The sequence below is a fragment of the Saccharibacillus kuerlensis DSM 22868 genome (assembly GCF_000378145.1).
GTDB classification, from domain to species: domain Bacteria; phylum Bacillota; class Bacilli; order Paenibacillales; family Paenibacillaceae; genus Saccharibacillus; species Saccharibacillus kuerlensis.
The window spans coordinates 161,323-187,780 of record NZ_KB899280.1; the positions used below are offsets into that span (position 1 = coordinate 161,323).

23 protein-coding genes are annotated in these 26,458 nt (G+C 48.2%); 15 read left to right on the forward strand and 8 right to left on the reverse strand.

Annotation, left to right across the window (positions count from 1 at the left end):
- Positions 1–32: 32 nt before the first annotated feature.
- Positions 33–386, forward strand: a complete 354-nt coding sequence (locus tag F456_RS0106845; protein ID WP_018976264.1) for an ArsR/SmtB family transcription factor — start codon at positions 33–35, stop codon at positions 384–386.
- A gap of 119 nt (positions 387–505) precedes the next feature.
- On the opposite strand, the gene F456_RS21970 is transcribed toward F456_RS0106845, so the two are convergent.
- Positions 506–1,189 (reverse strand): YitT family protein, encoded by a 684-nt coding sequence (locus F456_RS21970; protein ID WP_018976265.1) that lies wholly within the window; start codon positions 1,187–1,189, stop codon positions 506–508.
- Positions 1,190–1,365: 176 nt separating this feature from the next.
- Here F456_RS21970 and F456_RS21975 point away from each other — a divergent pair, with 176 nt between their 5' ends.
- The gene (locus F456_RS21975; RefSeq protein ID WP_018976266.1) at positions 1,366–2,394 is read left to right on the forward strand and encodes an alpha/beta hydrolase; all 1,029 of its coding nucleotides are present in this window, start codon (positions 1,366–1,368) and stop codon (positions 2,392–2,394) included.
- Positions 2,395–2,496: 102 nt separating this feature from the next.
- Here the strand turns inward: F456_RS21975 and F456_RS0106860 are convergent, their stop codons facing one another.
- Positions 2,497–2,718 carry a hypothetical protein gene (locus F456_RS0106860; RefSeq protein WP_018976267.1) on the reverse strand — a complete coding sequence of 74 codons (222 nt, stop codon included), beginning with the start codon at positions 2,716–2,718 and terminating at the stop codon, positions 2,497–2,499.
- A gap of 154 nt (positions 2,719–2,872) precedes the next feature.
- Here F456_RS0106860 and F456_RS24265 point away from each other — a divergent pair, with 154 nt between their 5' ends.
- From F456_RS24265 to F456_RS0106880, 5 genes are all read left to right on the forward strand, one after another.
- A complete protein-coding gene (locus F456_RS24265; protein WP_157060015.1) occupies positions 2,873–3,121 on the forward strand; it encodes a hypothetical protein in 249 nt (82 codons plus the stop codon).
- Entirely contained in the window at positions 3,114–3,692 is a 579-nt protein-coding gene (locus tag F456_RS0106865) for a DUF4334 domain-containing protein (RefSeq protein ID WP_018976268.1), read from the forward strand. The genes F456_RS24265 and F456_RS0106865 overlap by 8 nt, the downstream gene beginning before the upstream one ends.
- A 95-nt stretch (positions 3,693–3,787) precedes the next feature.
- Positions 3,788–4,798: an alpha/beta hydrolase gene (locus F456_RS0106870; protein ID WP_018976269.1), complete on the forward strand. Its 1,011-nt coding sequence runs from the start codon at positions 3,788–3,790 to the stop codon at positions 4,796–4,798.
- Positions 4,799–4,985: 187 nt separating this feature from the next.
- Positions 4,986–5,564 (forward strand): TetR/AcrR family transcriptional regulator, encoded by a 579-nt coding sequence (locus tag F456_RS0106875; RefSeq protein WP_018976270.1) that lies wholly within the window; start codon positions 4,986–4,988, stop codon positions 5,562–5,564.
- Between the two features lie 299 nt (positions 5,565–5,863).
- Positions 5,864–6,904, forward strand: a complete 1,041-nt coding sequence (locus F456_RS0106880; RefSeq protein ID WP_018976271.1) for an NADH:flavin oxidoreductase — start codon at positions 5,864–5,866, stop codon at positions 6,902–6,904.
- Between the two features lie 140 nt (positions 6,905–7,044).
- Here the strand turns inward: F456_RS0106880 and F456_RS0106885 are convergent, their stop codons facing one another.
- The gene (locus tag F456_RS0106885; protein WP_018976272.1) at positions 7,045–7,308 is read right to left on the reverse strand and encodes a hypothetical protein; all 264 of its coding nucleotides are present in this window, start codon (positions 7,306–7,308) and stop codon (positions 7,045–7,047) included.
- A 345-nt stretch (positions 7,309–7,653) separates the two neighbouring features.
- Here F456_RS0106885 and F456_RS0106890 point away from each other — a divergent pair, with 345 nt between their 5' ends.
- Together F456_RS0106890 and F456_RS0106895 are read left to right on the forward strand one after the other, a co-directional pair.
- Positions 7,654–7,854, forward strand: a complete 201-nt coding sequence (locus F456_RS0106890; protein ID WP_018976273.1) for a cold-shock protein — start codon at positions 7,654–7,656, stop codon at positions 7,852–7,854.
- Positions 7,855–8,058: 204 nt separating this feature from the next.
- Entirely contained in the window at positions 8,059–10,140 is a 2,082-nt protein-coding gene (locus tag F456_RS0106895; protein WP_018976274.1) for a methyl-accepting chemotaxis protein, read from the forward strand.
- 111 nt (positions 10,141–10,251) lie between these two features.
- Here F456_RS0106895 and F456_RS0106900 read toward each other — a convergent pair whose 3' ends face one another.
- Complete coding sequence (locus F456_RS0106900) at positions 10,252–11,124, reverse strand: AraC family transcriptional regulator (RefSeq protein WP_018976275.1); 873 nt, start codon at positions 11,122–11,124, stop codon at positions 10,252–10,254.
- 184 nt (positions 11,125–11,308) lie between these two features.
- On the opposite strand from F456_RS0106900, the gene F456_RS25075 reads away from it, so the two are divergent.
- Both F456_RS25075 and F456_RS0106910 read left to right on the forward strand, forming a co-directional pair.
- Entirely contained in the window at positions 11,309–17,185 is a 5,877-nt protein-coding gene (locus tag F456_RS25075; RefSeq protein ID WP_018976276.1) for a rhamnogalacturonan lyase family protein, read from the forward strand.
- Positions 17,186–17,478: 293 nt separating this feature from the next.
- Positions 17,479–19,482, forward strand: coding sequence for a TerD family protein (locus tag F456_RS0106910; protein ID WP_018976277.1), 2,004 nt, complete (start codon positions 17,479–17,481; stop codon positions 19,480–19,482).
- Positions 19,483–19,725: 243 nt separating this feature from the next.
- Here the strand turns inward: F456_RS0106910 and F456_RS0106915 are convergent, their stop codons facing one another.
- Positions 19,726–20,769, reverse strand: a complete 1,044-nt coding sequence (locus F456_RS0106915) for an MBL fold metallo-hydrolase (protein WP_018976278.1) — start codon at positions 20,767–20,769, stop codon at positions 19,726–19,728.
- Between the two features lie 180 nt (positions 20,770–20,949).
- Between F456_RS0106915 and F456_RS0106920 the strand changes: the two genes are divergently transcribed.
- The 4 genes from F456_RS0106920 (at position 20,950) to F456_RS24985 (ending at position 24,005) form a co-directional block, all read left to right on the forward strand.
- A complete protein-coding gene (locus tag F456_RS0106920) occupies positions 20,950–21,417 on the forward strand; it encodes a YhfM domain-containing protein (protein WP_018976279.1) in 468 nt (155 codons plus the stop codon).
- 142 nt (positions 21,418–21,559) lie between these two features.
- Positions 21,560–21,799 (forward strand): DUF896 domain-containing protein, encoded by a 240-nt coding sequence (locus F456_RS0106925; protein WP_018976280.1) that lies wholly within the window; start codon positions 21,560–21,562, stop codon positions 21,797–21,799.
- A 1,017-nt stretch (positions 21,800–22,816) separates the two neighbouring features.
- Positions 22,817–23,638: an SDR family oxidoreductase gene (locus F456_RS0106930; protein WP_018976281.1), complete on the forward strand. Its 822-nt coding sequence runs from the start codon at positions 22,817–22,819 to the stop codon at positions 23,636–23,638.
- Positions 23,592–24,005, forward strand: a complete 414-nt coding sequence (locus F456_RS24985) for a MerR family transcriptional regulator (protein WP_083923548.1) — start codon at positions 23,592–23,594, stop codon at positions 24,003–24,005. The genes F456_RS0106930 and F456_RS24985 overlap by 47 nt, the downstream gene beginning before the upstream one ends.
- Before the next feature lie 150 nt (positions 24,006–24,155).
- On the opposite strand, the gene F456_RS0106940 is transcribed toward F456_RS24985, so the two are convergent.
- The 3 genes from F456_RS0106940 to F456_RS0106950 form a co-directional block, all read right to left on the reverse strand.
- The gene (locus F456_RS0106940; RefSeq protein WP_018976283.1) at positions 24,156–24,599 is read right to left on the reverse strand and encodes a protein-tyrosine phosphatase family protein; all 444 of its coding nucleotides are present in this window, start codon (positions 24,597–24,599) and stop codon (positions 24,156–24,158) included.
- 61 nt (positions 24,600–24,660) lie between these two features.
- Positions 24,661–25,080, reverse strand: coding sequence for an arsenate reductase (thioredoxin) (gene arsC / locus F456_RS0106945; protein ID WP_018976284.1), 420 nt, complete (start codon positions 25,078–25,080; stop codon positions 24,661–24,663).
- A gap of 79 nt (positions 25,081–25,159) precedes the next feature.
- Entirely contained in the window at positions 25,160–26,455 is a 1,296-nt protein-coding gene (locus tag F456_RS0106950) for an arsenic transporter (protein ID WP_018976285.1), read from the reverse strand.
- Positions 26,456–26,458: the final 3 nt, after the last annotated feature.

Here is a 26,458-nt window from a genome sequence, read left to right on the forward strand (position 1 = left end):
CAAATAGAAATCGAATGTCGGGGGGGATACGGATGAAACTTCTTCATCATCCGGAACGCAAGGACATCTTATTGTCATCGGTATTGTACGCACTGAGCGATCCGGTTCGTCTGCAGATTGTGGCACAGATTCACAGAGGCGGCGAACAGGCATGCAAAAGTTTTGAAGTGCCGATTGCCAAGTCAACTTTGTCGCAGCATGTCCGGACACTGCGCGAGGCCGGAATTACACATACCCGTATATACGGTACGCAGCGGCTTCTGTCACTGCGCAGCGAAGATCTGAACGAACGGTTTCCGGGACTGCTGGATGCCGTGCTCCGCAGTTATGGAGAGTCCCGGGAAGAAATAGAGCTTCGTCAGGAATACGAGAAGCAGGGGAGCTAACCCCATGTCGATACATCGGCAGGACGAATACCCCTCCAATAACGAAGACCCTCTATCGGCTTTCGCCATTAGAGGGTCTTTTTATGATCCGATTCAAATTCGATTCAGATAAACGTCTTCTACCCCGCCATCTTATCCTGCTTACTCGTTACTCTCGGAATAGACTGCGGAGTGTTCGGCCGGAGATTGACAAGATCGATCGCTTTCGTTGCGACAACGAGCATAATCAAGGTGTACATCAACCGTTCAAGCCCAATGATAAAATAGGAAGACGCGGCAACAAGCGCATCGCACAGCAGGAGCGCATAACTGATCTTCCATCCCCAGAACTTGTTCATCAGTTTGGCGACAATAACCGTTCCTGCGGTCGTACCGCCAACCCTAATGATCAAGCCGATACCTGCTCCGATCAACGCTCCGCCAAAAATAACATTGAGCATCAGATCACTGGAAGCGGAATACCAGCCTTCCGTCACATGAAGAAACAGCGAGTGCAGAGCAACAGCTGCAACCGTATAAGAAGTCGCTTTTTTATCAAGAAGTTTGTACCCGATCGCAAGCAGTGCCATATTGAGAATCAGGCTCGTCCAACCCGGCGACCATTGCAGTACATAATACAAAATAATCGTAACGCCCACTACGCCGCCCTCGCCCAGATCATGGGGAATAACAAACGCATTAATGCCCAACGCAAACGCAAAGGCGCCGAGCGCAATCATCAACAAATCCATTCCTGTTCTTTTCACCCGGATAACCTTCTTTCCTGCCGGCTCACGGTCCGCAATATGTATCCATTTAATCATGAGACTTCGAATCTTCTCAAGAACTTGGACTACCATGACAGCAGTCTAACAAGATACCATACTAACCCATTAGCAGACTAAAGGACGTTACGGGCTTGGTCATTTGAGTCACTTTCTGTCTTACGGGTAAGGAAAATACACGGGCAATCCGGCAAACAGAAAGCGAGGACAAACCTATGAGCGGCAAAATCGATATCTGGAGCAGCAGCATCCCCTACAATACCGGAGCAAGCAAATTTGATGAATTGGAACTGAAAAACAAAAATCCTTCCGAAGTACTGGCGGTGCTGAAGCTGCTTCCTGTACTGAAAGAAAGCAAGTACAGTCAAAAGCGGCGTCACCGGGTTCATGAATTAACATACGCACATGAAATTAAACACGGAAGCAATGGCGAAACCTACAGCGATGTGCCGAGGCTGATTCCTTATCTGGTACCTGGCAGCGACCGCTGCATCCTTGTCGTTCCGGGAGGCGGTTATATGCTCAAGTCGGATCAATTGGAAGGTGAGGGCATTGCGCGTTCATTGAACGAAGAAGGAATTTCCGCTTTCGTGCTGGAATATCGGCTGAATCCGTATAAGGCACCGGTTCCATTTCTGGATCTGCAGCGTGCTATTCGGTATGTCCGATTCCATGCGCATAAATACGGTATTCATCCCGATAAGATCGGAGCGATCGGTTTCTCGGCCGGCGGTCATATGATAGCTGCGGTCATGACGATGCTGCGCAATGCTCCTGTCTTGTATGAAGGGTACGAAGAAGACGATATCGACCGGACAGATGATCGTCTTGCACTCGCCGGGCTGATCTATCCGCTGCTGAACTGCACCAATTTCCCGTTGATCGCCATTTCGCTGTTTCACAGGGAAGATGCGGAGAATGAGGAGAAGCGTGCCGAGCTGTTGGAGCATTATTCCGTAGCTCAATACGTTAAGGCTGACGATCCGCCGCATTTTCTCTGCTATGGCGACAATGATATGCTGCTTAAGCCGGAAGGCATTTTGGAATACAGACAGAAGCTGGACGAACATGGAGTGCCGAATAAGCTGCTGAGGCTGGAAGGCGCCAATCACGGTTTTGGAGACTGCGAGGGTGACAATTTGTTTGAAAAGCTGGCGAGCCCAGGGCGATATGCGTTTTGGAAAAAGGAATTTGCGGACTGGGCGAACGGTGTGTTTGACGGCTCTGAAGAAACAACGGTATAGAAAGTTAACTGCCCTTTGAAAATAGAAATGCACATAAAAAGACTCTTTTCCTTATAAGGAAAAGAGTCTTTTTGTAATCAATACGAAAAAAATTCATCAATATCACCGGCGCTTTTCCTCATCAAAAAAGTCGTATTTGATTACATAATCGAAAAGAAAAGTGATGATAATCGCTCCAATCGGAATAAGAGCATACACCCAAAATGGATTGTTCGGCGGATTTGGAGCGGCCGATTCAATGATGATGGCGTAGAAGGCGATGCAGTAGAGAGAAGCCACTACGATACCGGTAATGTTTCTTTTTCTTTTTTCCTTTTTAGGCATGAATCTTTCCACCTCCCTTAAGCATAGACATGCCATGACTTGTATAGGGGCTATTCTATTTTATAAACGAGATGAACATGAAGGACGTTACGGTCTCTACCAAATAAAAGCGGTCCCTGCGCTGAACACATGCATCGACATAAGGACCGCTCATATGAAAAATTCTAAACTTACAGTCTCATTCGATACCGATGCTGCATCATGCCTGCCTCGTCTGTCAGTTGGTCTGTTGAACGGCCAATCGCCTCATGATACGATCAAACCACATACGATCACAAATCATGCGGACACGGCGAACCGTGGAATACAAGTAGATACAAGCAAGTACACAAGTAAATCCAACAGTTACAAAGCTGCAGGCTCCTCAAGTCAGGTCAGCAAAGGAGAGGTGCATCTTGAATGAAGCTGTAAACAGTAGTAAAGCCAAAGACAGATTGAACCAGATGCTAAGCAGCGGCGCGTCTCAAGATGAAGCTTTTGCACTGTTTGATACGTTGGAAGCGGCAGTTGTGCACGAGATGTGGGATTTGTGGAAAGGCGAAGAGATCGTCACCGGCCATCCGCTGGAAGGACTGCTGACGTCATCGGGCTGGTACGGCAAAATGTTCGAGAGCCCGGAGCATGTCCACCCTCTTGTATTCCAGAAAAAGAATGGCGAGCTGTACGCGGTGAATCCGCTGTGGATTCCGCTTAAGCTCCCCTTCGACAAAATTCCGCGAAGTCCGATCGGTCCGGCCATGACGCTGATGCGTCCTATTTTAAGAACACGCAAAAGTGCAGCCAGATTGCGCCAGATCGAATACCGGGGAAAGTCTGGGGCGGCAATGGTCTACGATCGTAAGGATATAATTGATGTGTTCCGTAAGGTAGATGACAATACGCTCATGGCGATCATGGATGTCAAAAGTCTGCCCAGCGACAAGACTTACTTTTTCGTACTGCATCGGGTAAAAGGAAAAGAGTTTACGCCGTGAAATGACCGGATATACGAAGGAGGCCAAGAGATGTTAGAAGAACAGCTTACCGGAGACCATACCTTTACGGCTAGAGGACACAGAAAGAGAAGCCAATGAAAATTGCGAAAAGGATAGCCCTTGCCGTATTGTCGCTCCTGATTGCAATTCCGCTTCTTTTCTTTGGCATTGGTGCTTTTTCGCCTAATCCTGCCGCGTATCTGACTCGATTGGCGTTTGGCGGGATTGGAGAAAGTGTACAGGATACGTATCCAAAGACAGCTGACTTTTCACGTATGAGCGCGCAGGTCATTTCCTTAAAAGACGAAGTGTACGATTCCGGATCCTCTTTTGGAAAAATGGATATTTATAAACCAAAGGGAACGGGGAGCCCCAAAAACCCGACGCTTTTTTGGGTGCATGGCGGTGCTTTTGTGGGCGGAGACAAAAACGGGATATCCAACTACATGATCATGTTAGCCAGCCAAGGATATGTTGTCGTAAACCTGAATTATGATCTCGCTCCCGAATCCAAGTACCCATCGCCTTTGAACCAAATTGGAAAAGCCTACCGTTATGTGGAGGAGAATGCTTCGGACTACGGAGCCGACCTGACTCGAATTGTCTTCGGCGGCGATTCAGCTGGGGGGCAGCTTGTCGGACAGTTTGTGAATATGCAGGTCGATAAGCGGTATGCAGAGGAAGTCGGAATACCGGCTGTAGTAAATCCCGATTATATTAAAGCTGTCGTCTTTTTCTCCGCACTGTTGGATGTTGAAAAGTTCGATGAGACGGACTCTAGCGTTTCAAATTATCTTTTCGACAAATCAGCTTGGGCTTATTTCGGGAAAAAGGACTGGAAAGATTCAAAAGAAGTGCAGCAGGCTAATGTAACGGGAAATGTGAATGCGAAGTATCCGCCGACTTACCTGACGGACGGAAATACCGGTTCGTTCCAGACTCATGGGGAAGAACTGAGTCGTCAATTGAAAGAAGTGAACGTTCCGGTTGAGACCCGTTTTTATTCGGCCTCTCTTGGTCATGAATATCAATTCGATATGAGCAGAGAAGAGTCGCAGGATAATTATCGGGCAGTCTCTGACTTTTTAGCGAAGCATTTGGAATGAATGCAGCTGCGGATGTGCAGATGAAGCGACAGAACTGTGAATGTTAAAACGTGAATAAGCCTAGAAAGGTCAATCTGAAATATCCGCGAAAAAGTAGTGAAACTTGCTGACTTACTGCTGTGTTCTGACTAGTATGGATTAATGGATATAGTTGACTGCTTGGTCAAAAAGGTGATATGATCCCCCCATGAGCAGACCAAGAGAATTCGATGCCGACAAGGCACTTCATCAATGTATGGATGTTTTTTGGACAAAAGGGTTTCAGGCCACGTCGTATGAAGAATTGACCCGCGTTACGCAGGTGAAAAAGCAGAGTCTTTACGGTGTATTTAAAAACAAGCGGGAATTATTCCTGAAATCGTTGGCGCTGTACCGGGAACAAAATATTGAATTGCTAGAAGAACGGCTAAACCGGGAGGAGTCGCCTTTGCGGAAGCTGCAGGCGATTTGCGACGCAGCGCTATTTCCCAATGAAGAAACGGTGCGTCGAGGGTGTCTGATGATCAATTCAACGCTTGAATTCGGAGGCGACGAGGAGGTTGCAAGCGAGATGTCGCTGATGTTCAGCCGGGTCGAAGACCTGATCGATCGAGTAATTCGAAGTGGTCAGGAGCAGGGAATTTTCACGACACGGCTGAGCAGCCGAGAGTTGGCCGCGCATCTGAACAATGCGATCAGCGGAGCGAAGATGCTGGAGAAGTCCGGTGTTTCCCGCGAAAAAATTGAGAACGTCCTGGATACGGCAATCTTGTTGATTCGGGTATAGAAACGGTGATATAAACAATGAAGCAGGACCTGGGCGGATAGGACGGAGATTCCGACTTTTTCGCCCGACCGTTCTGGTAGATTGTGTTGGCTTCAACTCAACGTTGTTCCACCGCTCGATCGTCAAGCCCTATACATATCGTGTAGAGCAATCGGATAAGTACATTTTTAGAGAGTCTGTCGTATCTCGCAGACTCTGTCGTTCTTCGTCTTTTTCTTGACTTCTCATTCAAAAATAACTTATCCAGCAATTATCAGGTATTTCATTTGTTTTAAAAAACCTATAGGAGGTCAATCCCAATGACCCAATCAAATTCCGTTCAAGCTTTGTTCCAACCTTTTACTCTGCATAACTTAACGCTGAACAATCGTATTGTCATGGCCCCGATGACCCGCCAATTTTCGCCTGAAGGCGTACCGGGCTCCGACGTAGCCGCCTATTACCGCCGCCGGGCGGAAAACAACGTCGGTTTGATCGTCACGGAAGGCACTATCATCGATCATCCGGACGCGTCCAACCAGCAAAACGTTCCGCATATTTACGGTGAAGCCGCGCTGAAAGGATGGGAGAAAGTCGTTTCCGACGTACATGCAGCCGGCGGGAAAATTATTCCGCAGATCTGGCATATGGGCGCTCGTGGTCAGGTCGGCGATTATACCGAGCAGGAAGTTCAAGAGATTGTGCAGCAGTTTGCGAAGTCGGCGGCGTCTGCCAAAGAGATCGGCTTCGACGGTATTGAGCTGCACGGTGCACACGAATATCTGATCGACCAATTTTTCTGGAACAAAACGAATCCTCGGACCGATCGCTATGGCGGCGACATGGTGCAGCGCACGCGCTTTGCGGTCGAAGTGATTGAAGCCTGCCGGGAAGCGGTTGGCCCGGACTTCCCGATCGTGTTCCGCTTCTCGCAGTGGAAAGGCAGCGACTATTCGGCCAAACTGGCGGAAACGCCGGAAGAACTGGAACGCTTCCTGCAGCCGCTCAGCGACGCGGGCGTCGATGTGTTCCACTGCTCCACACGCCGCTTCTGGCAGCCGGAGTTCGAAGGCTCCGACTTGAACCTGGCTGGCTGGACAAAGAAGCTGACCGGCAAACCGACGATCACCGTCGGATCGGTCGGCCTCGACGGCGAGTTCATGAGCCTGTTCAAAGAAGGCAAAGGCGCCGAAGTAAGCGGAATTGACGATCTGCTTCATCGGTTGGAACAGGGCGAGTTCGACTTCGTTGCGATCGGACGCGCTCTGCTAGCCGATCCGGCTTGGGCGAGCAAGATTCAAGAAGGCCGGCTGGACGAACTAGTAGCCTTCTCTCCGGCTGCGCTTCAGACATTGAACTGAGGAATCGGCGGATAGGGCTGCGTTTGTCTCTGGATTTGAATTAAAGCTTTCTATCAAAAAACGGTTCTCCGATTACTCGGAGAACCGTTTTTTTGATAAAGATTTTTATTCGTGAAGTTCGTTATTTTTTAAAATATCATCTATTTCGCTTTGAAGAGTTTTAACTCGAAAGTAGAAGTTCCGGAATCATTTTCGACAATCCATTCGGACTGTGTATCCAGACTAACTTTTCCTTGTGTTAATCCAGCGACGTAATAGTCGAAGTTAGCATGATCCGGGATGTCTCCTTTATCGGAACCCAAGAATACCAGCACTTCTTCTCCGATCGCGAATCGAAGGTCAGCCATGCCGTCGACCGTATAGAAGGTATTGGACGTCTCACCACCGGGCACCCGTACTTCCAATATATCTGGCGGCTCTCCTTTGTATACGGTATTGACCTTAATGAAGGTGTCTGTAGCAGGAAGTCGGGTAAACAAACTTGTTATGAAGCCGCAACTTATCCAATCGTAAACGTGAAAAACATGTGGCTTCTTTTTTAATTTAATAAAAAACCCGTATACCTATTGCTTTTAAGCGAAAGATCGGTCATACTAAGAAATAACGAATGAAACGCAGCTGAAACTCACCTATTTCAGAGGGTTATCGTTTACAGAACAATAATCTTGTGAAATATGTGATTTTTTACTTTATCGGGTTTTTTCTGAATAAACAAAGTCATATAAATTTAATATTTGGAGGTACCTCACATGCAAACAGGTACAGTTAAATGGTTCAACGCGGATAAAGGATTTGGCTTCATCGAAATCGAAGGCGGCAACGACGTATTCGTTCACTTCTCCGCGATCCAAGACGAAGGTTTCAAAACTTTGGACGAAGGTCAACGCGTAGAGTTCAACGTTGTTCAAGGCAACCGTGGACCACAAGCGGAAAACGTTGTAAAACTGTAATTCCGTTTACGAAAACACCTTTAGCTTCGGCTAAAGGTGTTTTTTTGTTTTTTTATACAAAACGTGTAGGCCGATCGAAGATGGCTTCCGATCAGCTCATCAAATTCATTCCTATTTCGTTCCAATCCTTTACTATTCCCGCTACCTGACCGATATACAACCTGTAAGTACATTCATCCTATGATTCGGCAGGGGGACCACATATTGAATAAGTTCAACAGCATGAAAGTGAACACCAAATTCATCATACTGGCCTCATTAATCATGATCGTCGCTTTTTCGATCTTGATTGCCTGGAATTTACACAGTCTGAAACGACAGAGTGAAATAGCGGGCACCCTGAAAACCGAGCAGGCGGGAAATATTTATGTCAAAGAGAATACGAAGCTTTTGCAGACCGTCGTGACGTCATTCGGCAACCTCGCCTCCGATTCGGCAAGCGATCTGGTTGCGGGAGACGTAGAACGAGATCGTATACTCCGGTCTCTGACCAATATGATGAACAATAATCCTTCGTTGTCTGTCGCTTTTACCGCGTGGGAACCGGATGCTTATGACGAAGACGCCGCCTATGCCGTAGATCCGATCTATGGAGCTGCCGGTGGACGCTTCGCGCTTCTCTCCGTCCGATACGAGGACGGCAAGATGGAGACCATTCCTTTTATAGGGTTCGAGCAGGACGCCGCTTATTCGCAGGCTAAGGCAACCCGTCAAACGGTCGTTACCGATCCGTATGACGTTTCACAGGATCCCGAGGTGCCTTTCCTGATCTCGACGATTGCGATTCCGGTTCTGAACGATCAGGGAGAATTCCTTGGAGTTGTCGGTGCTTCGTTTGTGCTTAATGAGCTGCAAAAAGGAGCTGAAGCGTATCAGCCTCTCGGAGGATATGTGACGCTGCTGACCGGAAGCGGGACTTACATCGCCAATCCGAAGCAGCCGGAACTTGTCGGCCAGCCGGCCGCTTTTGCGAAAGAATATCCGGAGATCTTCGCAGATGTGCAGCAGGGCAAGTTCATTCAAGAAGTCAATGGTGAGGTGCGCGTATTCGTTCCACTGCAAATTACGGAAGACAGCTCCTGGTATGCGCAGACCATTATACCGAAAGCAACGATTATGAAAAGTTACACGGACAGCCGCAACATGTCGATCATTGTCAGTATCGCTTCGCTGATCCTGTTGGGGGCGGCCATCTGGTTCCTGACCAGTCTAATTATTACCAGACCGATTAACCGGATGGTAACGGCGATTAAAGCTCTGGCAAACGGAGACTTTACGCAGACCGTACCAGTCACCTCAAAAGATGAGTTCGGATTGATGGCCGCCGATCTCAATGAAGCTTCCGCCACGCTTCGGGGCATGCTGAAGCAGACCGCCGAGATCGGACAGACCGTCAAGCTGACTTCCGAGGACCTGAAGGAGAGCGCCGAACAGACGTCGCTGGCTGCCCAGCTGATCTCGGAGTCAATCGAACATGTGGCGACAAGCATGAACGGTCAGAGCGACGAAGCGGTAAAAGCCGCGAACATGATGGAAGAGATGACGACGGGCGTTCGCCAAATCGCAGCATCCTCGAGCGCCATGTCAAAATCGGCCGAGAACGTAATCAAGCAGACTGAGCAGGGCGATCAGCTGGTACAAAGTACCGCAGGCCAGATGAATGCGGTCTACGGATCGATGCAGCAGTCCGGCGATGCCATGAAGCGTCTCGGTGAGCGTTCGCGCGAGATCGAAGGCTTTATCGGCCTGATCGCAAGCATTTCCAGTCAGACGAACATTTTGGCGCTTAACGCCTCAATCGAAGCGGCCCGTGCAGGCGAGCAGGGCAAAGGCTTTGCCGTAGTCGCGACGGAGATCCGCAATCTGGCTGAGCAGACGCGCAAAGCGACGGAGCAGGTCCAGGCCGGTATCGAAGAGATCGCTTTGGAAACACGCCATGCTGTTCAGCTGATGGATACAACAGCAAGCGAAGTCGAGAAAGGTGTCGGCAGCGTTGCCCAGAGCGGCGCGCTGTTCGAGACGATCATGCAGGAAATGCGCGAGGTAGGCGCACAGGCACACAATGTATCGACTGCTGTCGAGCAGATGGCCGTAGGTGCCGAACAGGTGGCCGATACGGTAGCACTCGTATCGGATGTTGCCCGCAAGTCGACTGAGGAGACCGTGCATGTGGCGGCGGCTTCTGAAGAGCAGCAGGCAACGATGCAGGAAATTTCCGCTTCCGCTACGCATTTGAGTTCCCAGATCCAAGATCTGATGGACCGCGTAGTCAAATTCAAGCTGTAACCGAAGAGCCTAAGAGACGCAGAATCTTGCGACTTTTAGGTTCTTTTTCTTTTTAGGTAGGCTCTTTATTCTTTTTGGGGTTGTATTTGTTTTGAATGATTTCAAATAATCTTATTCGTAATAAATAGCGTCATAAGGAAATTCCAGCTTATTTAAGCGATATTCCGTAGGCGACATGGACATGTACTGCCGGAACACTTTACCGAAGTAGCTGGGACTCTCGAAGCCGCATTTTCGGCCAATCTGAAAAACGGGCAGTTCGGTCGTTCGCAGCATGGTCAGCGCGGCTTCGATCCTTCTGTCTTTCAAATAAGCGAGCGGAGAAGTCTGTTCGGATCGTTGAAAGAGGCGGCACAGATAATGTTTGTTGATCTCACAGTGTTCGGCCAACAAATCCAACGTGATCGGCGAATCGTAATTCTCCCGGATGAATTGTTTGCATTTCTCGATCGTGGTGACGGATAAAGCGCCGATGTCTTTTTCCCTATCCCGACTGCTCCGTACCAGAATAAGCAGCCACTGATACACCTGAACAGACAGCTGGTATCGATCCGTTACTTTCTCTTGATTGATCAAACGGATAATGTTCCATAATTGTTGGATCAGGGGCGAGTCTGGACTTCGTTTGATCACATGACCTTCCTTCTCGATAATCAAGTTCCAAATTCGATTGGCTTCTTCTCCCCGAATATTGATCCACACAAATTCCCACGGTTCCGTACTGTCTTCTTTATAGTAATAACAGTGTTCTTCGGATACCTTCACAATCAGGGCATGTCCCTTCGGCAGCGGAAAGGTCTGTCCGTCTATATCCAGATATCCTTGTCCGCTGAGCGTATATTGAAAAACAACATGCCCATAGTCCGGTCTGGCGTCGCTTGAACAGCGGTATTTGGCGTGAGACACGTTCTGCCATCCTACAGAATCGATTGTCATGATCGAGGCATCTTCGTTGCGAAAAGCAAAAGAAACCGTATGATACATCGTTTTACCTCCCGAAAAAAGTCAATTTTGTTATAGGATAAGTCACATTTTTTAGATTGTATGCCTTTTTCTTCGCTTGTAAAATAATTGTAAACGCTACCAAGAAAGGGGGATACTTGACCGAATCACAGAATTGATTGCCCGAAATCCAAATAGGCTTTTACAAACAGGAGGGATTTATTCGATGAACCGCAAAACGGTTTCTGTTCAAAAGTCTTTATTCGCCTCGTTTTTAGCCTTCCTTATGATCATTTCATTAGTCATTCCCCCCGCGCCGACACATGCGGAAACCACAGATAGACTGCCGGCCCGCCAAGCTGAGTACTTGGATCGCGGACTGGTCGCTGTACTTGCGGAAGGCGGCGTTTTTTTAAGCTGGAGGTATTTAAATACGGATCCGAATGATATCGCTTTCAATATATATAAAAACGGAATCAAAGTAAACGCATCGCCGATCAGCGACAGCACGAACTATGTGGACAAAACAGGTTTTGACAGTTCACAGTATCAGATTTCGACTGTCATAGCGGGTAAAGAACAAATGCAGTCGGAAGTCGTATCGGTCTGGCATAACAATGATCTGCCGATTCCGCTGGATAAGCCGGCCGACGGCCGGACTAAAGACGGCGGGACGTATACGTACTATGCGGGCGATGCCTCTGCTGCGGATTTAGACGGCGACGGCGAATACGAACTCGTCTTCCTGTGGAGCCCGAGCAATTCCAGAGACAACTCCCAGGCAGGTTATACCGGCAACGTCTATATCGACGCCATCAAGCTGGACGGCACGAAGCTGTGGCGGATCGATTTGGGCGTCAATATCCGTGCCGGTGCTCATTATACCCAATTGATGGTGTACGATCTGGACGGAAACGGCAAAGCTGAAGTCGTGGTGAAAACTGCGGACGGTACAATGGATGGTCAAGGGAAGGTCATTGGTGAAGCAGGGAAAGATTACCGTAATGAGGGCGGGTACATTCTGTCGGGGCCGGAATATCTTACACTGTTCGACGGCGAGACCGGAGGAGCTGTATCGACAGTGAATTACGATCCGCCAAGAGGTACCGTCAGCAGTTGGGGCGACAGCTACGGCAATCGGGTAGATCGTTTCCTCGGCGGTATCGCTTATTTGGACGGCTCCAAGCCAAGCGTCATTATGAGCCGAGGCTACTATACGCGCACAGCCATCGCTGCTTATGACTATATCGGCGGGCAGCTCGTGAAGCGATGGGTATTCGATACAAATGAAGCCGGCAAGGAGTATGAGTCGCAGGGCAATCATAACTTAAGCGTGCTGGATGTTGATGGAGACGGCAGGGACGAGATCATGTTCGGCGCACTTGCGATCGACGATGATGGCACGCTGCTCTACAGCACCGGTCTCGGACACGGGGATGCTATTCACGCGGGCAAGCTTGACCCCAACCGGGAAGGTTATCAGGTGGTAAGCGTGCACGAACACAGTACGGCTGCATACGGGCTGGAGATGCGTGACGCAAACACAGGTGAGATCCTCTGGGGAGAACACACGGGCCGAGATACCGGACGCGGCATGTCGGGAGACATCGATCCCAACTACCCGGGCTATGAATCGTGGGCCACAACGATCACGGATGGGCAAAGCATACCAGCTACAAATACTTATTCGGCGGATGGAAAAGTCGTCTACACGGCAGAACAATCGCCAAAAAGCGCAAACTTCGCGATCTGGTGGGACGGCGACCTGCAGCGTGAACTGTTCGACCATGCGTGGGACGCGAGTACATCGAAAGGCACTCCGATCGTCTATAAATGGGATTATGAGAATAAAAAGCTGAATGAAATCTTCCGGGCGACCGGCGCTCTGACCAATAACCATACGAAAGGAACTCCGGCGCTTCAGGCAGACATCCTAGGCGATTGGCGCGAAGAGATTCTGGTGCGGAACGAAGACAGTTCAGAGTATCGTCTGTACACGACAACCATTCCAACGCAGTATCGGATTCCGACACTGATGCAGGATCCGGTTTACCGATTGGGCATCGCGTGGCAAAACGTTTCGTATAATCAGCCTCCGCATACGGGATTTTATATTGGCGCAGAAGCCTCTGAATTCCCGAAAGCAGATCTCTCGTTGACCGGTGAAACGGAGCAGACGGAACCGATCTATCACTTCGACTTCGGAACGGACACGTCGGCGGGAAGTACAGGTGTGCAGGATACGCTCTACACCGAGCAGACAGGCTATGGATTCACTGATAACAGCAGTGTAAATGTCGGAAGTAATGGGGTATCTGCCGCTTCAGGCACAACATTCGCGGTAGATCTGCCGAATGCCAATTACCAAGTTACGCTTCGGCTGGGCAGCGATAATCGCGACTCCAATGTCGGCGTCAAGTCGGAATTTGTCCAGAAGCTTGCAGTCGGCTCGGTAACCGCAGGAGCCCCGCTGGAATATACGTATAATGTAGCGTTGGTAGACGGACAGCTTGATTTCCTCTTCACCGGCACAGCGATCGATATTCAAGAGGTGATCATCGGGAAATATCCGGAAAAAGAAGCCGGATCTGCCGCAACGATCTACATGGCGGGAGATTCGACCATGCAGTCCTACAGTGAGTCGCAAGCGCCGCAGCAGGGCTGGGGGCAGCAGTTCGGGCGTTACTTCTCGAATGGGGCTGTGGTCGTGAACAATGCGATCGGGGGACGCAGCAGCAAATCGTTTATGGTAGACGGCCGTTTGGATACCATTTTGCAGCGGATCAAGCCTGGCGATTTCTTCTTCATTTCTTTTGGGCACAACGATGCCAGCGCAGGAATCCCAGATCGATACGCTTCCCCGGCGGATTACAAGACCTATTTGGCACGTTACGTAAACGGGGCCAAGCAGCGCGGCGCAACGCCGGTACTGCTTACGCCGGTCGGACGCCGGGACTTCAATACGACGACTCAGCAGTTTAACGTAAGCTTTCCGGAATACGTGCAGGCAGCCAAAGAAGTCGCGGCAGAGCTTGACGTACCGCTGATCGATCTCAGTCAATTAAGCGTAGCTTATTATGACTTGATCGGAAATGCGGCCGTAGAGAAATTGTTCCTGTACGCTAACCCGGGTGAATATCCGAAATATCCGAACGGTGTCAGCGACAATACTCATTTCAGCAGCTACGGAGCGCAGAAAATTGCAGGTCTGGTCGCAAACGCGGTCAAAGGCATGAATTTCAGCATCTCGCCGCTGGTCATCGATCCGGATATAGAGGAACCGGAGCCAGAACCGGAAATTCAGCTCTATGAAGAGGACTTTGAAGGCGCTCCGGCCGATGATCAGTATGCCCTGATCAATGCGACGGGAATCGGTGGAACGATGGCAGGAACTGTCGTCGAACAGAATGGAAATAAGGTACTGTCTTTAAGCGGCAGCGGTGCCGGTCATCGCGCGAAGACATTCCGTCTGTTTGATGCTGTGAATGGCGACAAAGTGAATGTGAACTTCGATTGGCATTCCGGTAACGTAGCAGCCTTTCCGTCGGAAGGTCATCTGACCGTTCAAGATGCCAATGAAAATGCGCTGTTTACGTTGGCTGCCAAAAACAGCGCCGACCCTATTCATTACTTCGTCGGTCCGTACACGCCAGATTATGGCACAGGTTCTACCGCACTCCCTGAAGGCGGCATCGCCACAACGATTCCTAAAAACCAGTGGATCAACGTCGATGCTACCATCAATTTTGCGAATAAGACGCTGGATCTGACGTTGAAAAATCTGAGTGATCCGTCGGTTACGCAGACTATTGAAGGCTTGAAGTTAAGTCCGGGCGCTTATACCGACAATGTAAGATCGATCCGCTTCCTCGGTACAAGAAAAGGCGGCGCGGGTACATTGAACTGGACGACGGCTATCAATAATGTACGGATCGAAGGCACCGATCTTCCGTCGGAAGCCGGCGACCAGAGTGCCTTGGTATCGCTGTATGAAGAGCTTCAAGACCTTGATCTGTCTTCCTATACGGAAGCTTCGCGTGATGTACTGAGCCGTGCCATGACCGCTGCCGAAGACATTATCGGCACGCCGGCGACTGCGGCTCAAGTGGAACACGCACTGAACATGTTGAAGGTCGCTAAATCTTCGTTAACGAGCGAAGCCGCCGAACCGGTTAGCAGCTACAGCTTTGACTTCGGTTCCGAACAGGCAGCCGAAGGGTATACCGCAGTGACAGGCGATCATGCTTATATCGAAGGCAACGGCTACGGATTTGTCGATACGGCGCTGACCGAAGACGAAAACCGGGAGACTGGTGAGACGCGGACGGAAGATTTTGTCCGGGTGAATGCGACTTCTTTCTTGGTAGAGATGGAGCCGGCCAACTATCGGGTGACCATGACTGTTGGCGACGCCGAGGAATCGACGAACACCAGTGTGATCACCGAGCAGGTGACCAAGCTGCCGCTGTCGACGATCGCCAAGGGTGAGTTCAAGGAAGTGACGTATGATATTGCCTTGATCGACGGTGTATTCAACTTCGACTTCTCCGGCAATTCGCCGAAGATCAATGCTTTGACAATCGAACGTCTGCCTGACAACGGTACGGCAGATCAACCAACGATTTATCTGGCGAGCGATTCGACGGTAGCCAACTATGCAGAAAGCTACCGGCCGCAAGCGGGCTGGGGAGAAACGCTGGGCCAATATTTCGATCTTGATGAGATCAGTATCGACAACCGGGCAGTCGGAGGTCTCAGCAGCAAGACGTTCCTTGTCGGCGGATATTTAAACGACCTGCTGCTTGATGTACATGAAGGCGACTATTTGTTTATGCAGTGGTCGCATAACGACTCTACGCCTTCCCGTCCGGAACGCTATCTGACACCGGAGCAGTTCAAAGTGTACCTGAAGACGTATATCGACGGTGCGCGGCAGCGCGGGGCAACTCCGGTTCTGGTAACGCCGGTGAATCGACGCGACTATACCGGAGACGTATTGAATAAGAGCTTCCCGGAATATGTGCAGGCGATGAAAGACGTCGCTGCAGAAACCGATACGCTCTTGGTCGATCTGAATCAGGCAAGCTGGGAATACTTCCGGGAGCTCGGCCCTGAAGGGACTAAATCCATCTTCATGTGGGTCGGCACCAAGGAAGACAACACACACTTGCAGATGAACGGCGCCGTTCAAGTATCCAAGCTTGTGGCAGAACTGGTTCAAGAACTAAATATCCCGCTGTCCGCCTTCGTAACATTGGATGGAGGTAATAATGGTCCGGATGAGACAGCTCCGCAAACGACGGCTACTCCGACTGGTGATCTGCACAACGGCTGGTATACATCGAACGTTGAAGTAAACTTTGCCGCAGTAGACGACAAATCGGAAGTGGCGGCCACTTACTATCAAATCAACGAAGGCGAAGATACCGAAGGGAATCAGGTTACGTTCAGTGAAGAAGGGCGATATCAGATCGCGTATTGGAGCGTCGATGCTGCCGGCAACAAAGAAGCGGAGCAGACCCTTGAAGTGTCGATCGATCTTGCGCCTCCGACTATTGAGATCCAAGGACAAGAATCGTACACAATCGATCAGCATGTCGATATTCGCTATACGGCTTCCGACAGTGCTTCGGGTGCAGCTGAGCCGAACGGCGTCCTGCAGAACGCTCCGGCTTATACGCTGGAACCGGGTGTGAATCAAGTGACGGCAGTGGTATACGACTTGGCGGGAAGAGAGCAGACAGCTTCCTTGAATTTCACGGTTACGGCGACATTCAGCAGCTTGTCCACCTTGACGCAGACTTTCGCATCTGAATCCCAAGATCGGGATTCTGACAAGGTGGCGAGAAAACTCGTAAAAGATTTGGAAAAGGCGGAGCAGGCGGCACTTTCGCATAAGGGCGACAAGGCCCGCCGACTGCTGGCGGCATACAGCGATGAAGTAAGCGCCCGTTCGGGTCAAGTATTTACGCCTGAGCAGGCTGCGGCTTTGATAAAATGGGCGAATTGGATCAGTGGGACGACTCCAGATGCAAACGGAGCTTCAGAGACGCCGGTACTGTCCGACAACAACGGTCATGATACCGATCCTGAAACACAATGATTACACCGTCATAAGGACATTCCTAATCCGTATGAATCATCATTGAACAAAAGAACCGGCTTCGGCGCGCATTGTGAAAAATGCGCGGAAGTCGGTTCTTTTTCATTTTAAAAATTAGAATGCTCGATAAGCTAGCTTTTCACTAATTCGTAACCAGCAAGGCAAAAAGCGTTCATAGATTGGGAATATATTCCGATTATACGCTTTTTCTCTATTTGAACATTCACTTCCTCGCCAAAAGGGAGTACTATTTAGAGAGTATATGTTCAGTTTGGCCTAAAGGAGGATACAGTATGGGGACCAGTAGCTACCGCAGTTCGTATCAGTCGTACTTAACCCGCCAGGGTGTAGAAGTAGACAAGATGAATGTAATCCTGATCGTCAATACGACGGAAGGGCTGCAGAAATATATGAAGCGTGCCAATATGCAGACAGTGTTTAACAAGCTATCTCCGCTGACGCTCGGGGGTCCGGTCAAAGTAGTAGCTCAGGTCAATGGTTCATTTTACCGATTGTCGCCGTTCGTCCCTGACAATACCCATACGTACATGAAAGACGAGATTTACGGAAAGGACCCCGGACGTGGAGAGAAAATTGATCTCTTTTCCAAGCTGTTCACGACGAGTGAATTAACTCATATTATCTGGTTCACGGACGAGGAAGTAACGCCTTACTTACTTCCGATCGCTTCGATGAATGCGCCCCATCTTTTTTGGAATTTTATTTCGATCAAAGGTTATCCGCTGCGCTGTACGGAGAAGGTGCCCAAGAACGTTACGCTGACTCATGCACCGAAAATTTCGAGCCTAGCGACGTCGGTCCTTTACCGTAAAATATTCAATAAGTTCACCCAATACATCAACAAAACGGACCTGCCGATGAGCGGCCGCGTACGGGCAATGCGTATCGAAGACCGTTCAGACTCACAGGAAGTGGTCAAAGGGTCCAAAACGCCAATCGAGCAGAGCAACTTGAGGATCGGAATCGGCTGGAAAACAGGGGAAGGCGAATGCCTGTCGGCAGCTATGCTGTTGAAAGAAGGCAGGTTGCCGGACTCAGAAAGCATCGCCTTTTTCGGAAACAAATCGACAATCGGCATGACACACGTAGACGGACGAGAGCTGCCGACAGAGGATATGGAGCAGTACACGGTCAATCTGTCGGCGATCAGGGAAGCAGAACTCGACAAAATTTTGTTCACCCTCGTTATGCCCGGCGGAGCGCCCGATGAGTTGTATATCCGTGTGATGACCTATGATAACCGGGAGATGCTGCGTTATGAAGTCGATATGGACGAATGTGTCGGTAATACGGCTTTGGAGCTCGGCATGTTGTATGCCTATAAGGAAGAATGGCGCTTCAATGCAATCGGCAACGGTTATAACGCGGGAATGGAGCAGATCGGAGCCAATTATGGTATTCCAGATCTGACAGCAACTTATTCATTTACCCCGGCTGTACTGGAAGAGATTGCGCTGGACGGTCGAACGTTCGAGTATCATATGCAGGATCTCTTTACAAAACTCGGTTACGAAGTTGAAGTACCAACGAGTGATCCCTATGCGCCAGATTACGGAGTGGATCTAATCGTGATTAAAGGCGGCATACGTAGAGCGGTGCAGCTCAAATGTTTCAGCAACGTCGTGCCGGTTAGGGCGATCCAGGAGGTGTATGCGGGCGCCCAAATGTACGACTGCCAAAGTTATATGGTGGTGGCGACCAGTTATTTCAGCCGCGCGGCACTTCAGATGGCGGAACAACTCGGTGTCGAAGTATGGGATAAGACTCAGCTCGACAAGACAGAAGAAAAATTGCGCTCGCGCGTCGGTGTTTCTCCGGAAAACGAATTGAAATTGAAATTGACTAAGCTCGATTCGGAGGATGAAGTGGACATCGACTTGTCGGCTTTTCTTGTAAATGAGCATGACGTCTGCGCGGGTGAAGAGGACTTTATTTTTTATAACCAACCGGAACATCCAAGCGGCTGTGTACGACTAATCAACGACAATGTCTGGGAAAAGCTCCTCATTCTCGATCTGGTGAAGCTGCCAGCACACTGTACGCGAATCGTAATAGTGGGCTCGCTGGATAGGTACAAGCAAAGGGTGGAACTGAAGATCGACAATGAATTGGATCTGTACCATACGTTCGAATATATGCCGAGTGCGGTGTGCGATACGCTCGTATTGGGCCAGTTTCGGAAGATTGACGGAGAGTGGGCTTTTACGACGTCGGAGACGTTTTTCGCAGGCGGGTTGGAAGAAGCATGTGAAGCTTATGGGTTGGAGGTAGGTTGAGGGCACATATGCTTATAAAGGGAAATGCATCATGAATATATTGGACATAATCATGTTTCAATAGATGAATAACCTGATAAAAAATGGCTAGGGACGGTTAGCGTAACAACGGATGTAGATGAGTTTCCACGGAAAAAAACGTTCATCTAATGAACTTAAGGTAGGCACAAAAGGATATAAGTGAGCCGCATACAATAAAAGCTGCCCAGCATGAGCTGAGCAGCTTTTATAATTCCCATACTATTACCGATTCCACCAAGCAACAGGGGACTGCGGCTGGATGTCATTCAACAGGAGCGTTTCTCCAATCTTAGGCGCGGTAAGATGTACACCTAGCTGTTCAGCTGCTAACACTGCCCGTTCTATTGGATCTTTCCAACTGTGAAAAGCTAAGGTAAAGGCACCCCAGTGAGTGAGCAGCATCGTTTTACCTTTTACATCGAGATGAGCCTGAACCGATTCTTCGGGTGTCATATGGGCCCATTTCCAGAGATCATCATATTGACCGCCTTCTAATAGGGAAATATCAAAAGGCCCGTATTTTTCTCCGATTTGTTTAAAATGATCACCGTATCCGCCATCTCCACTAATATAGAAACGGGTGCTTTTCCCGAGAATTACCCAGCCACCCCAGAGAGTAGAGTTCCCATTAAATGCGCCTCTTCCGGAAAAATGATGGGAAGGCGTTAAAGCGACGGTTAGACCTTTAAAATCTATCTCGTCCCACCAGTTCAGCTCTGTAATCTTTTCGCGTTCAATGCCCCAGCGGATCAGGTGAGCGCTCACTCCAAGAGGGACCAAGAAATGGCCGACTTTGTTTTTCAAACGGGAGATCGAGGCAAAGTCCAAGTGATCGTAATGATCATGGGTGAGAAAAACGGCATCAAGCGGCGGCAAATCTTGAATGATATCCAGCATATTTTTGTTGTAACGTGTACCTCCTGCAAAAGATACGGGAGAGGCTCGGTTACCCAGCATCGGATCGATCAAGATCTTTTTGTTATCCATACTTAATAAAAAGGCAGAATGTCCAAACCAGGTTAGGCTATCTCGTTCACTGGCGATCCGATCCCAGTCGATGTCAGCCAGCGGCGGTGCTTGAGCGGGCCTACGTTCCTCATTGCCGGAAAAGATTGATTTCTTGATCATAGATAATATATCTGAGAATCTCATGCTGCTGTCTATTGCTGCAAGATTCACAAACTTTCCATTTTGGTAGTTTTCCAGCTTTTCATATGCATGACGTTGCTGTTTACTTGGGTTTCCTCCGAAAGGCTTATGCAGCATTTTTTCACGACTCCTCTTGGCTTTTTCACAATGGGACAGGGGATATAATAGTGAATACAAAGCCAGATGGCGATTCAATTCGAAATTCATTTCAACAAATTCAGTTTAACAAATGGGAATGGGCTTGAACAATGCTAGATTAACCTTAAGCATTTTATCCTGATGAAGGGAGGTTGCACAATGAAAATACTATTGCGAGCAGTTGCGATTATGGGGTGCGTGCTTATTTTTTCCGGCTGCTCGGATCGGAAACCGGAAGGACTACCTTCAGGAGGCGCTGAGCAAAAGACGAATGTTGAACAGATTGTTGAAGAAATGCAAAAGTGGGAAATAACCGAGATTAATATTTTTAAGTCCGAGAGTCATGGCTCCATTGGCGGTACATTACTGAAAAAGCTGTCCAATGCCGAAGAATTTTCTGTTGTGCTGCAGTCGCTGTCTACAGCAAACCAGATGCTGGGAATAGCGGATACAGCCATTCCCGATTATGATTTCGTTATTGTATTGGATCAGAAGGATTCGTTTGCTTTTCATTACTGGCTTGATGCGGATGATAGACAGGGTATGCTTGCGGACGTCAATGACACAGGAATTCTGTACACGCTCTCGCAAAATTCGGTGCAGGATCTGCTTCAACTGATAGAATGAGATGCTTGAATGTCTCTATGTGTACATCAAAGTACATATTCGTTACAATATTTTATAAAAGAAATAGACAGCGCGCTTCACAATCCGACTAAGGACTATCGTGCAATGTTTCTAAAATGTTGATTATAGAGGAGGATTAAATATGGTTATTCCAAGTTTAGAACGAATTAATGAATTGTCAAAGAAAGAAAAAGAGCATGGTTTGACAGAGGCGGAGAAAGAAGAGCAAGCGCGTCTTCGTAAAGAGTATCTGCGAACTTTCCGCGGTTCGGTCAACGATCTCCTGCTGAACTCGACAATTGTCGACCCGCTGGGCGATGATGTAACTCCTGAGAAGTTGAGAGCGAAACAGAATGAGATCGCGAAAGAGAAAAACGAGTAACTTGTAATTTGTTTTATCCGGAAAAGTCTGTTTATCTTCATTAATAGGCACAGAAGGTCACTCGATTAAAGGGTGGCCTTTTGTGTAGTTTGGGAAAGAAAAGCATCAAGAGACGGTCTTAGGCGAAACCAATGGAACCGTGACAGATTCGGGTGTAAGGAGCGTGATCTGTTGAGTAGAGTTGATCTGTGCGCAGCATGTCAACTTTTCTTGTGCATATTTATCCATGTAGAATGGAGCTAAATCCGGGGTATATAAAATGATCAGGTCACATATGTTTATATTTAGCTTATATACATATGTACAAAATACGGATTTTGTGAATATGAATAGCGTAAAATAGATCTTGACTCTAATTCGTTATTGATTCTAGCTTCAGCTGCATCTTTTACTTAAATTACGCCTGGCTCCAATTTCGGATTTTTAATAATAGGTTTTTATTTTTTTATAAGTATTTGATGTCTCTATCAAGTATCAGTAACTCACGAATCTTGATGGTCCAAGCAGATCTGCTGGAAAGTTTCTGAATGCGCAGAATCGTCATGCATTTTGTCTTTACTAATTTTGTTTCTACTAACGGAGCAAATTTTGAACTTAATATATTCCTTTAGTAATTTTCAGTCTGGTATAATCTTATGTCATTCTACACATAATCGATCCATATCCAACTTTAGTTATCCACTATAAGTACCGATTGGAACCTAGTCGGTAAAATCGAATCCTGAACATACAACTAGTACCGAACCTTATCTTCAATAAAAGAAAAATCATTGCTCTCCCGCTCTTTACTAGCTCGGATCGTACGTGAACTAGCTGGTTGATATAGTGAAATCCATGTATAAGGCTGCTGAAATAAAACGCCTCCCCTTCACTCTCGGTTTAGGTCATATCCTATATTCCAACTTATACTCATATGGTCTTGACACACTGATTAAACAACCCCAAAAACCTGTGTTGACATAGAGCAAACTCTAGACGATAGAATCATGAATATAATACTATTAGGAGGAATTACACATGAAAACAATTTTTATTACCGGTGCATCAACAGGCTTAGGAAAAGCAGCGGCTAAAAATTTCGCTGAACAAGGTTGGAACGTCGTAGCAACGATGCGATCTCCGGAAAAAGAAACAGAACTTACAAATTACGAACATGTTTTTGTAACAGCTATGGACGTTCAACAGCCCAAAACTATTGAATACGCAATAAGTCAATCCATCGAGCGTTTCGGGCAAATTGACGTGCTAATAAATAATGCAGGATATGGAGCAGTCGGGATTTTTGAAGCAGCTACCGAAAAACAAATTCATAACCAATTTGATGTAAATGTTTTTGGTTTAATGCGTGTAACGCAAGCCCTATTACCCCATTTTAGATCCAATCAACAAGGCCTTATCGTAAATATCTCTTCTCAGGGAGGAAGAATCACATTCCCTTTGACCTCTTTATATCATGCAACGAAGTTTGCTGTGGAGGGCTTCTCCGAATCATTGTCTTATGAACTGGCTTCCCAGAATATTCAGATCAAATTAATTGAACCGGGAATTGTGAAAACTTCATGGTATAACTCCACGGACAAATTGCAAGATGCGTCTTTGTCAGACTATAACGAATTCTCTGAATCTTTCGATAAGGGATTTCAGGAATTTTCTCAAAAAAATGCTCATTTGCAGGCCACATCAGAAATAGTCGCTCAAACTATTTATAAAGCGGTAACGGACGAAAGTGATCAGTTTAGGTATCCCGTCGGTCAAGATGCTGAAGAACTTTTGGAACTACGTAAACAATTAAATGACGAGGAATTTAGAGCGTATATTCGCAAACAAGTTCTTGCTTAAAGGAGAGGTTTCTATTCAGTATTCAATTGGCAAGGTGGCAGAAGAAACAGGACTGTCTATTCATACTTTAAGATATTATGAAAAGGAGGGAATTCTTCCTCCTATTAAACGGAACGATTTGGGCATGAGAGTATTCGACAAGGATGACATGGAGTGGCTTGAATTCACCTGTTGCCTACGGAACACCGGTATGACCATTGAAGAAATGAAAACTTTTTCTCACCTAACCCTTCAAGGCGATGAAACGGTTCCTCAGCGTATTGCTCTTCTAAATCAGCAGCAGGAGCGCGTTATGAGCCAGGTTAGCCAATTGAACACATATCTATCGATGATTAAGTACAAGATTGAAAAGTATAGTCCAGAATAATAACTACATTAATTTTCAACATTACCTGTTAAACGCTTTCGGCCGCGATGACTTATCTAGGATACATGCAGCAAAAAAAGACAACCCTTCAGCTAAAAGGGATTGTCTTTTTAGGTTAACGTATGGTCTCGCCGAAACATTCATCTACAATTAAGCATTCGGGAAAATATGCTTAAGCGCTTCACGCTGCGCATCTTTGATCGAGATTACCGGACGAATTTCTTTGGCCAGACGCTCGCTTTCTTCCAAAGTGTCGGCTTTACCGAGCGCAAGCAGTGTTCCGATCGCAACGGCTCCTGTACGTCCTTTGCCACCGCCGCAGTGGAACCCGACCTTCTTGCCCTGTTTATAGCTATCGACTACCTGATCGATTGCCTGCTTGAACACTTCTTCTTGAGTTGTCCGGGCATGATCGTCCAGAGCGATTTGAATCCATTGAACCTGACGATCCGGACTTTGATAAGCAATCCCTGTCGCTTCTTCACGCAGATCGACAATGACTTCACAGTTTGCTTCGTTAATCATCTGCTCCACGTCGTCAGCGCCGCCCAGATAGATTTGCCCATCGACCAAGGCTTGATAAGTCTTTGTCATCTCAACCACTCCTACTCGCTTCATGATTCGGCCGCTTGACCTCTAACGCTTTTAGGCTATCTTATTTACCGGTTTCGGCAAAAGTGCGAATCCGCTCGCTGATCTGATCGCGTACCGTCTGGAAAACGACCCATTTCTCTTCATCTGTTCCCTGCGCTTTAGCCGGATCGTCGAATCCCCAATGCTCTCTGCGAATATGAGGCGGCGTAACCGGGCATTTGTCGGCAGCGTCTCCGCACAACGTCACGATAAAGTCCGCATTGTTCAAAATTTCCGGATCAATGATGTCGGAAGTCTGATCTGTAATATCGATGCCGACTTCGTTCATGGCTTTAACCGCGTTCGGATTCAGTCCGTGAGCTTCGATTCCTGCGCTGAGTACATTCCATTCATCGCCCAAATACTTTTTGCCCCAAGCTTCCGCCATCTGGCTTCTGCAGGAATTGCCGGTACAGAGAAAATAAAGTGTTTTTTTAGCCATAATTAAGTCTCTCCTTTGTCCGGTCACAGCCGGATTTGATAAGATTAATGACAGTGAACATGAATCAAATAAAACTTACTTAAACAACCTGCAGCCATAAATACAGTCCCAGCAGCGTAATGAACAATGTCGGAATCGTCAAGATGATACCGGTCTTGAAATATACGCCCCACGGGATCTTGATCCCTTTGGTGCTCAGTACATGCAGCCACAGCAGCGTAGCCAGGGAACCGATCGGCGTAATTTTAGGTCCCAGATCGGAGCCGATGACATTGGCATAGATCAGCGCTTCCCGAATGCTCTCGGACGTTGTGGTAGCGTTGATCGCCAGCGCATCAATCAGCACCGTCGGCATATTGTTCATAATGGATGAAAGGATCGCCGCCAGGAAGCCCATTCCGATTGTAGCGACGAACATGCCCTGATCCGCCATATACTGAATCGCTACCGCAAGCGTATCGGTCAGTCCCGCGTTGCGCAGACCATACACGACCACATACATACCGATCGAGAAAAAGACGATGGCCCACGGAGCGCCTTTCACAACTTCAGGAATAGGGACGACCGGACTCCGCAGCGCCAGAAGCAGGAAGAAGATTGCGATGACACCCGCCACAACAGAAACCGGAATCTCGAAGAACTCGCAAACGAAGTATCCGATCAGCAGCAGGGCCAGAACGAGCCAAGACCACTTGAACATTCTGTGATCGCGAATCGCTTGACTCGGACTTTTGAGCTGCATGGCATCGAATGTTTTGGGAATGCTTTTGCGGAAAAAGAGATACAGTACTCCGATACTTGCGACAAGCGCAAACAGATTCGGTACGATCATATGCTGCGCATACTCGATAAAGCCGATTCCGAAGTAGTCCGCAGACACGATATTGACCAGATTGCTGACGACCAGCGGCAGCGACGTCGTATCGGCGATAAATCCGCTGGCGATAATAAACGGAAATATCTTTTTCTCATCCAGATTAAGCGCCCGCACCATAGCCAATACGATTGGGGTTAAGATCAATGCCGCTCCATCGTTCGCAAAGAAAGCGGCGACAAGCGCACCCAGCACGCTGATGTAGATAAACATACGAAGACCGTTGCCACCCGCGGCCCTTGCCATATGCAGTGCAGCCCATTCGAAAAACCCGATGCGGTCCAAAATCAGAGAGATCAGGATAATCGCGATAAAGGCCAGTGTTGCGTTCCAGACAATCTGCGTAACGTCCCAGACATCCTGGAAATTAACGACGCCCAGCAGCAGCGCCAGCAGCGCTCCGCCGCAGGCCGACCATCCAATCGATAGTCCTTTCGGCTGCCAAATGACAAAAATCAAGGTGAGCAGAAAGATAAGAACTGCTGCAATAACTAAAAACAAATC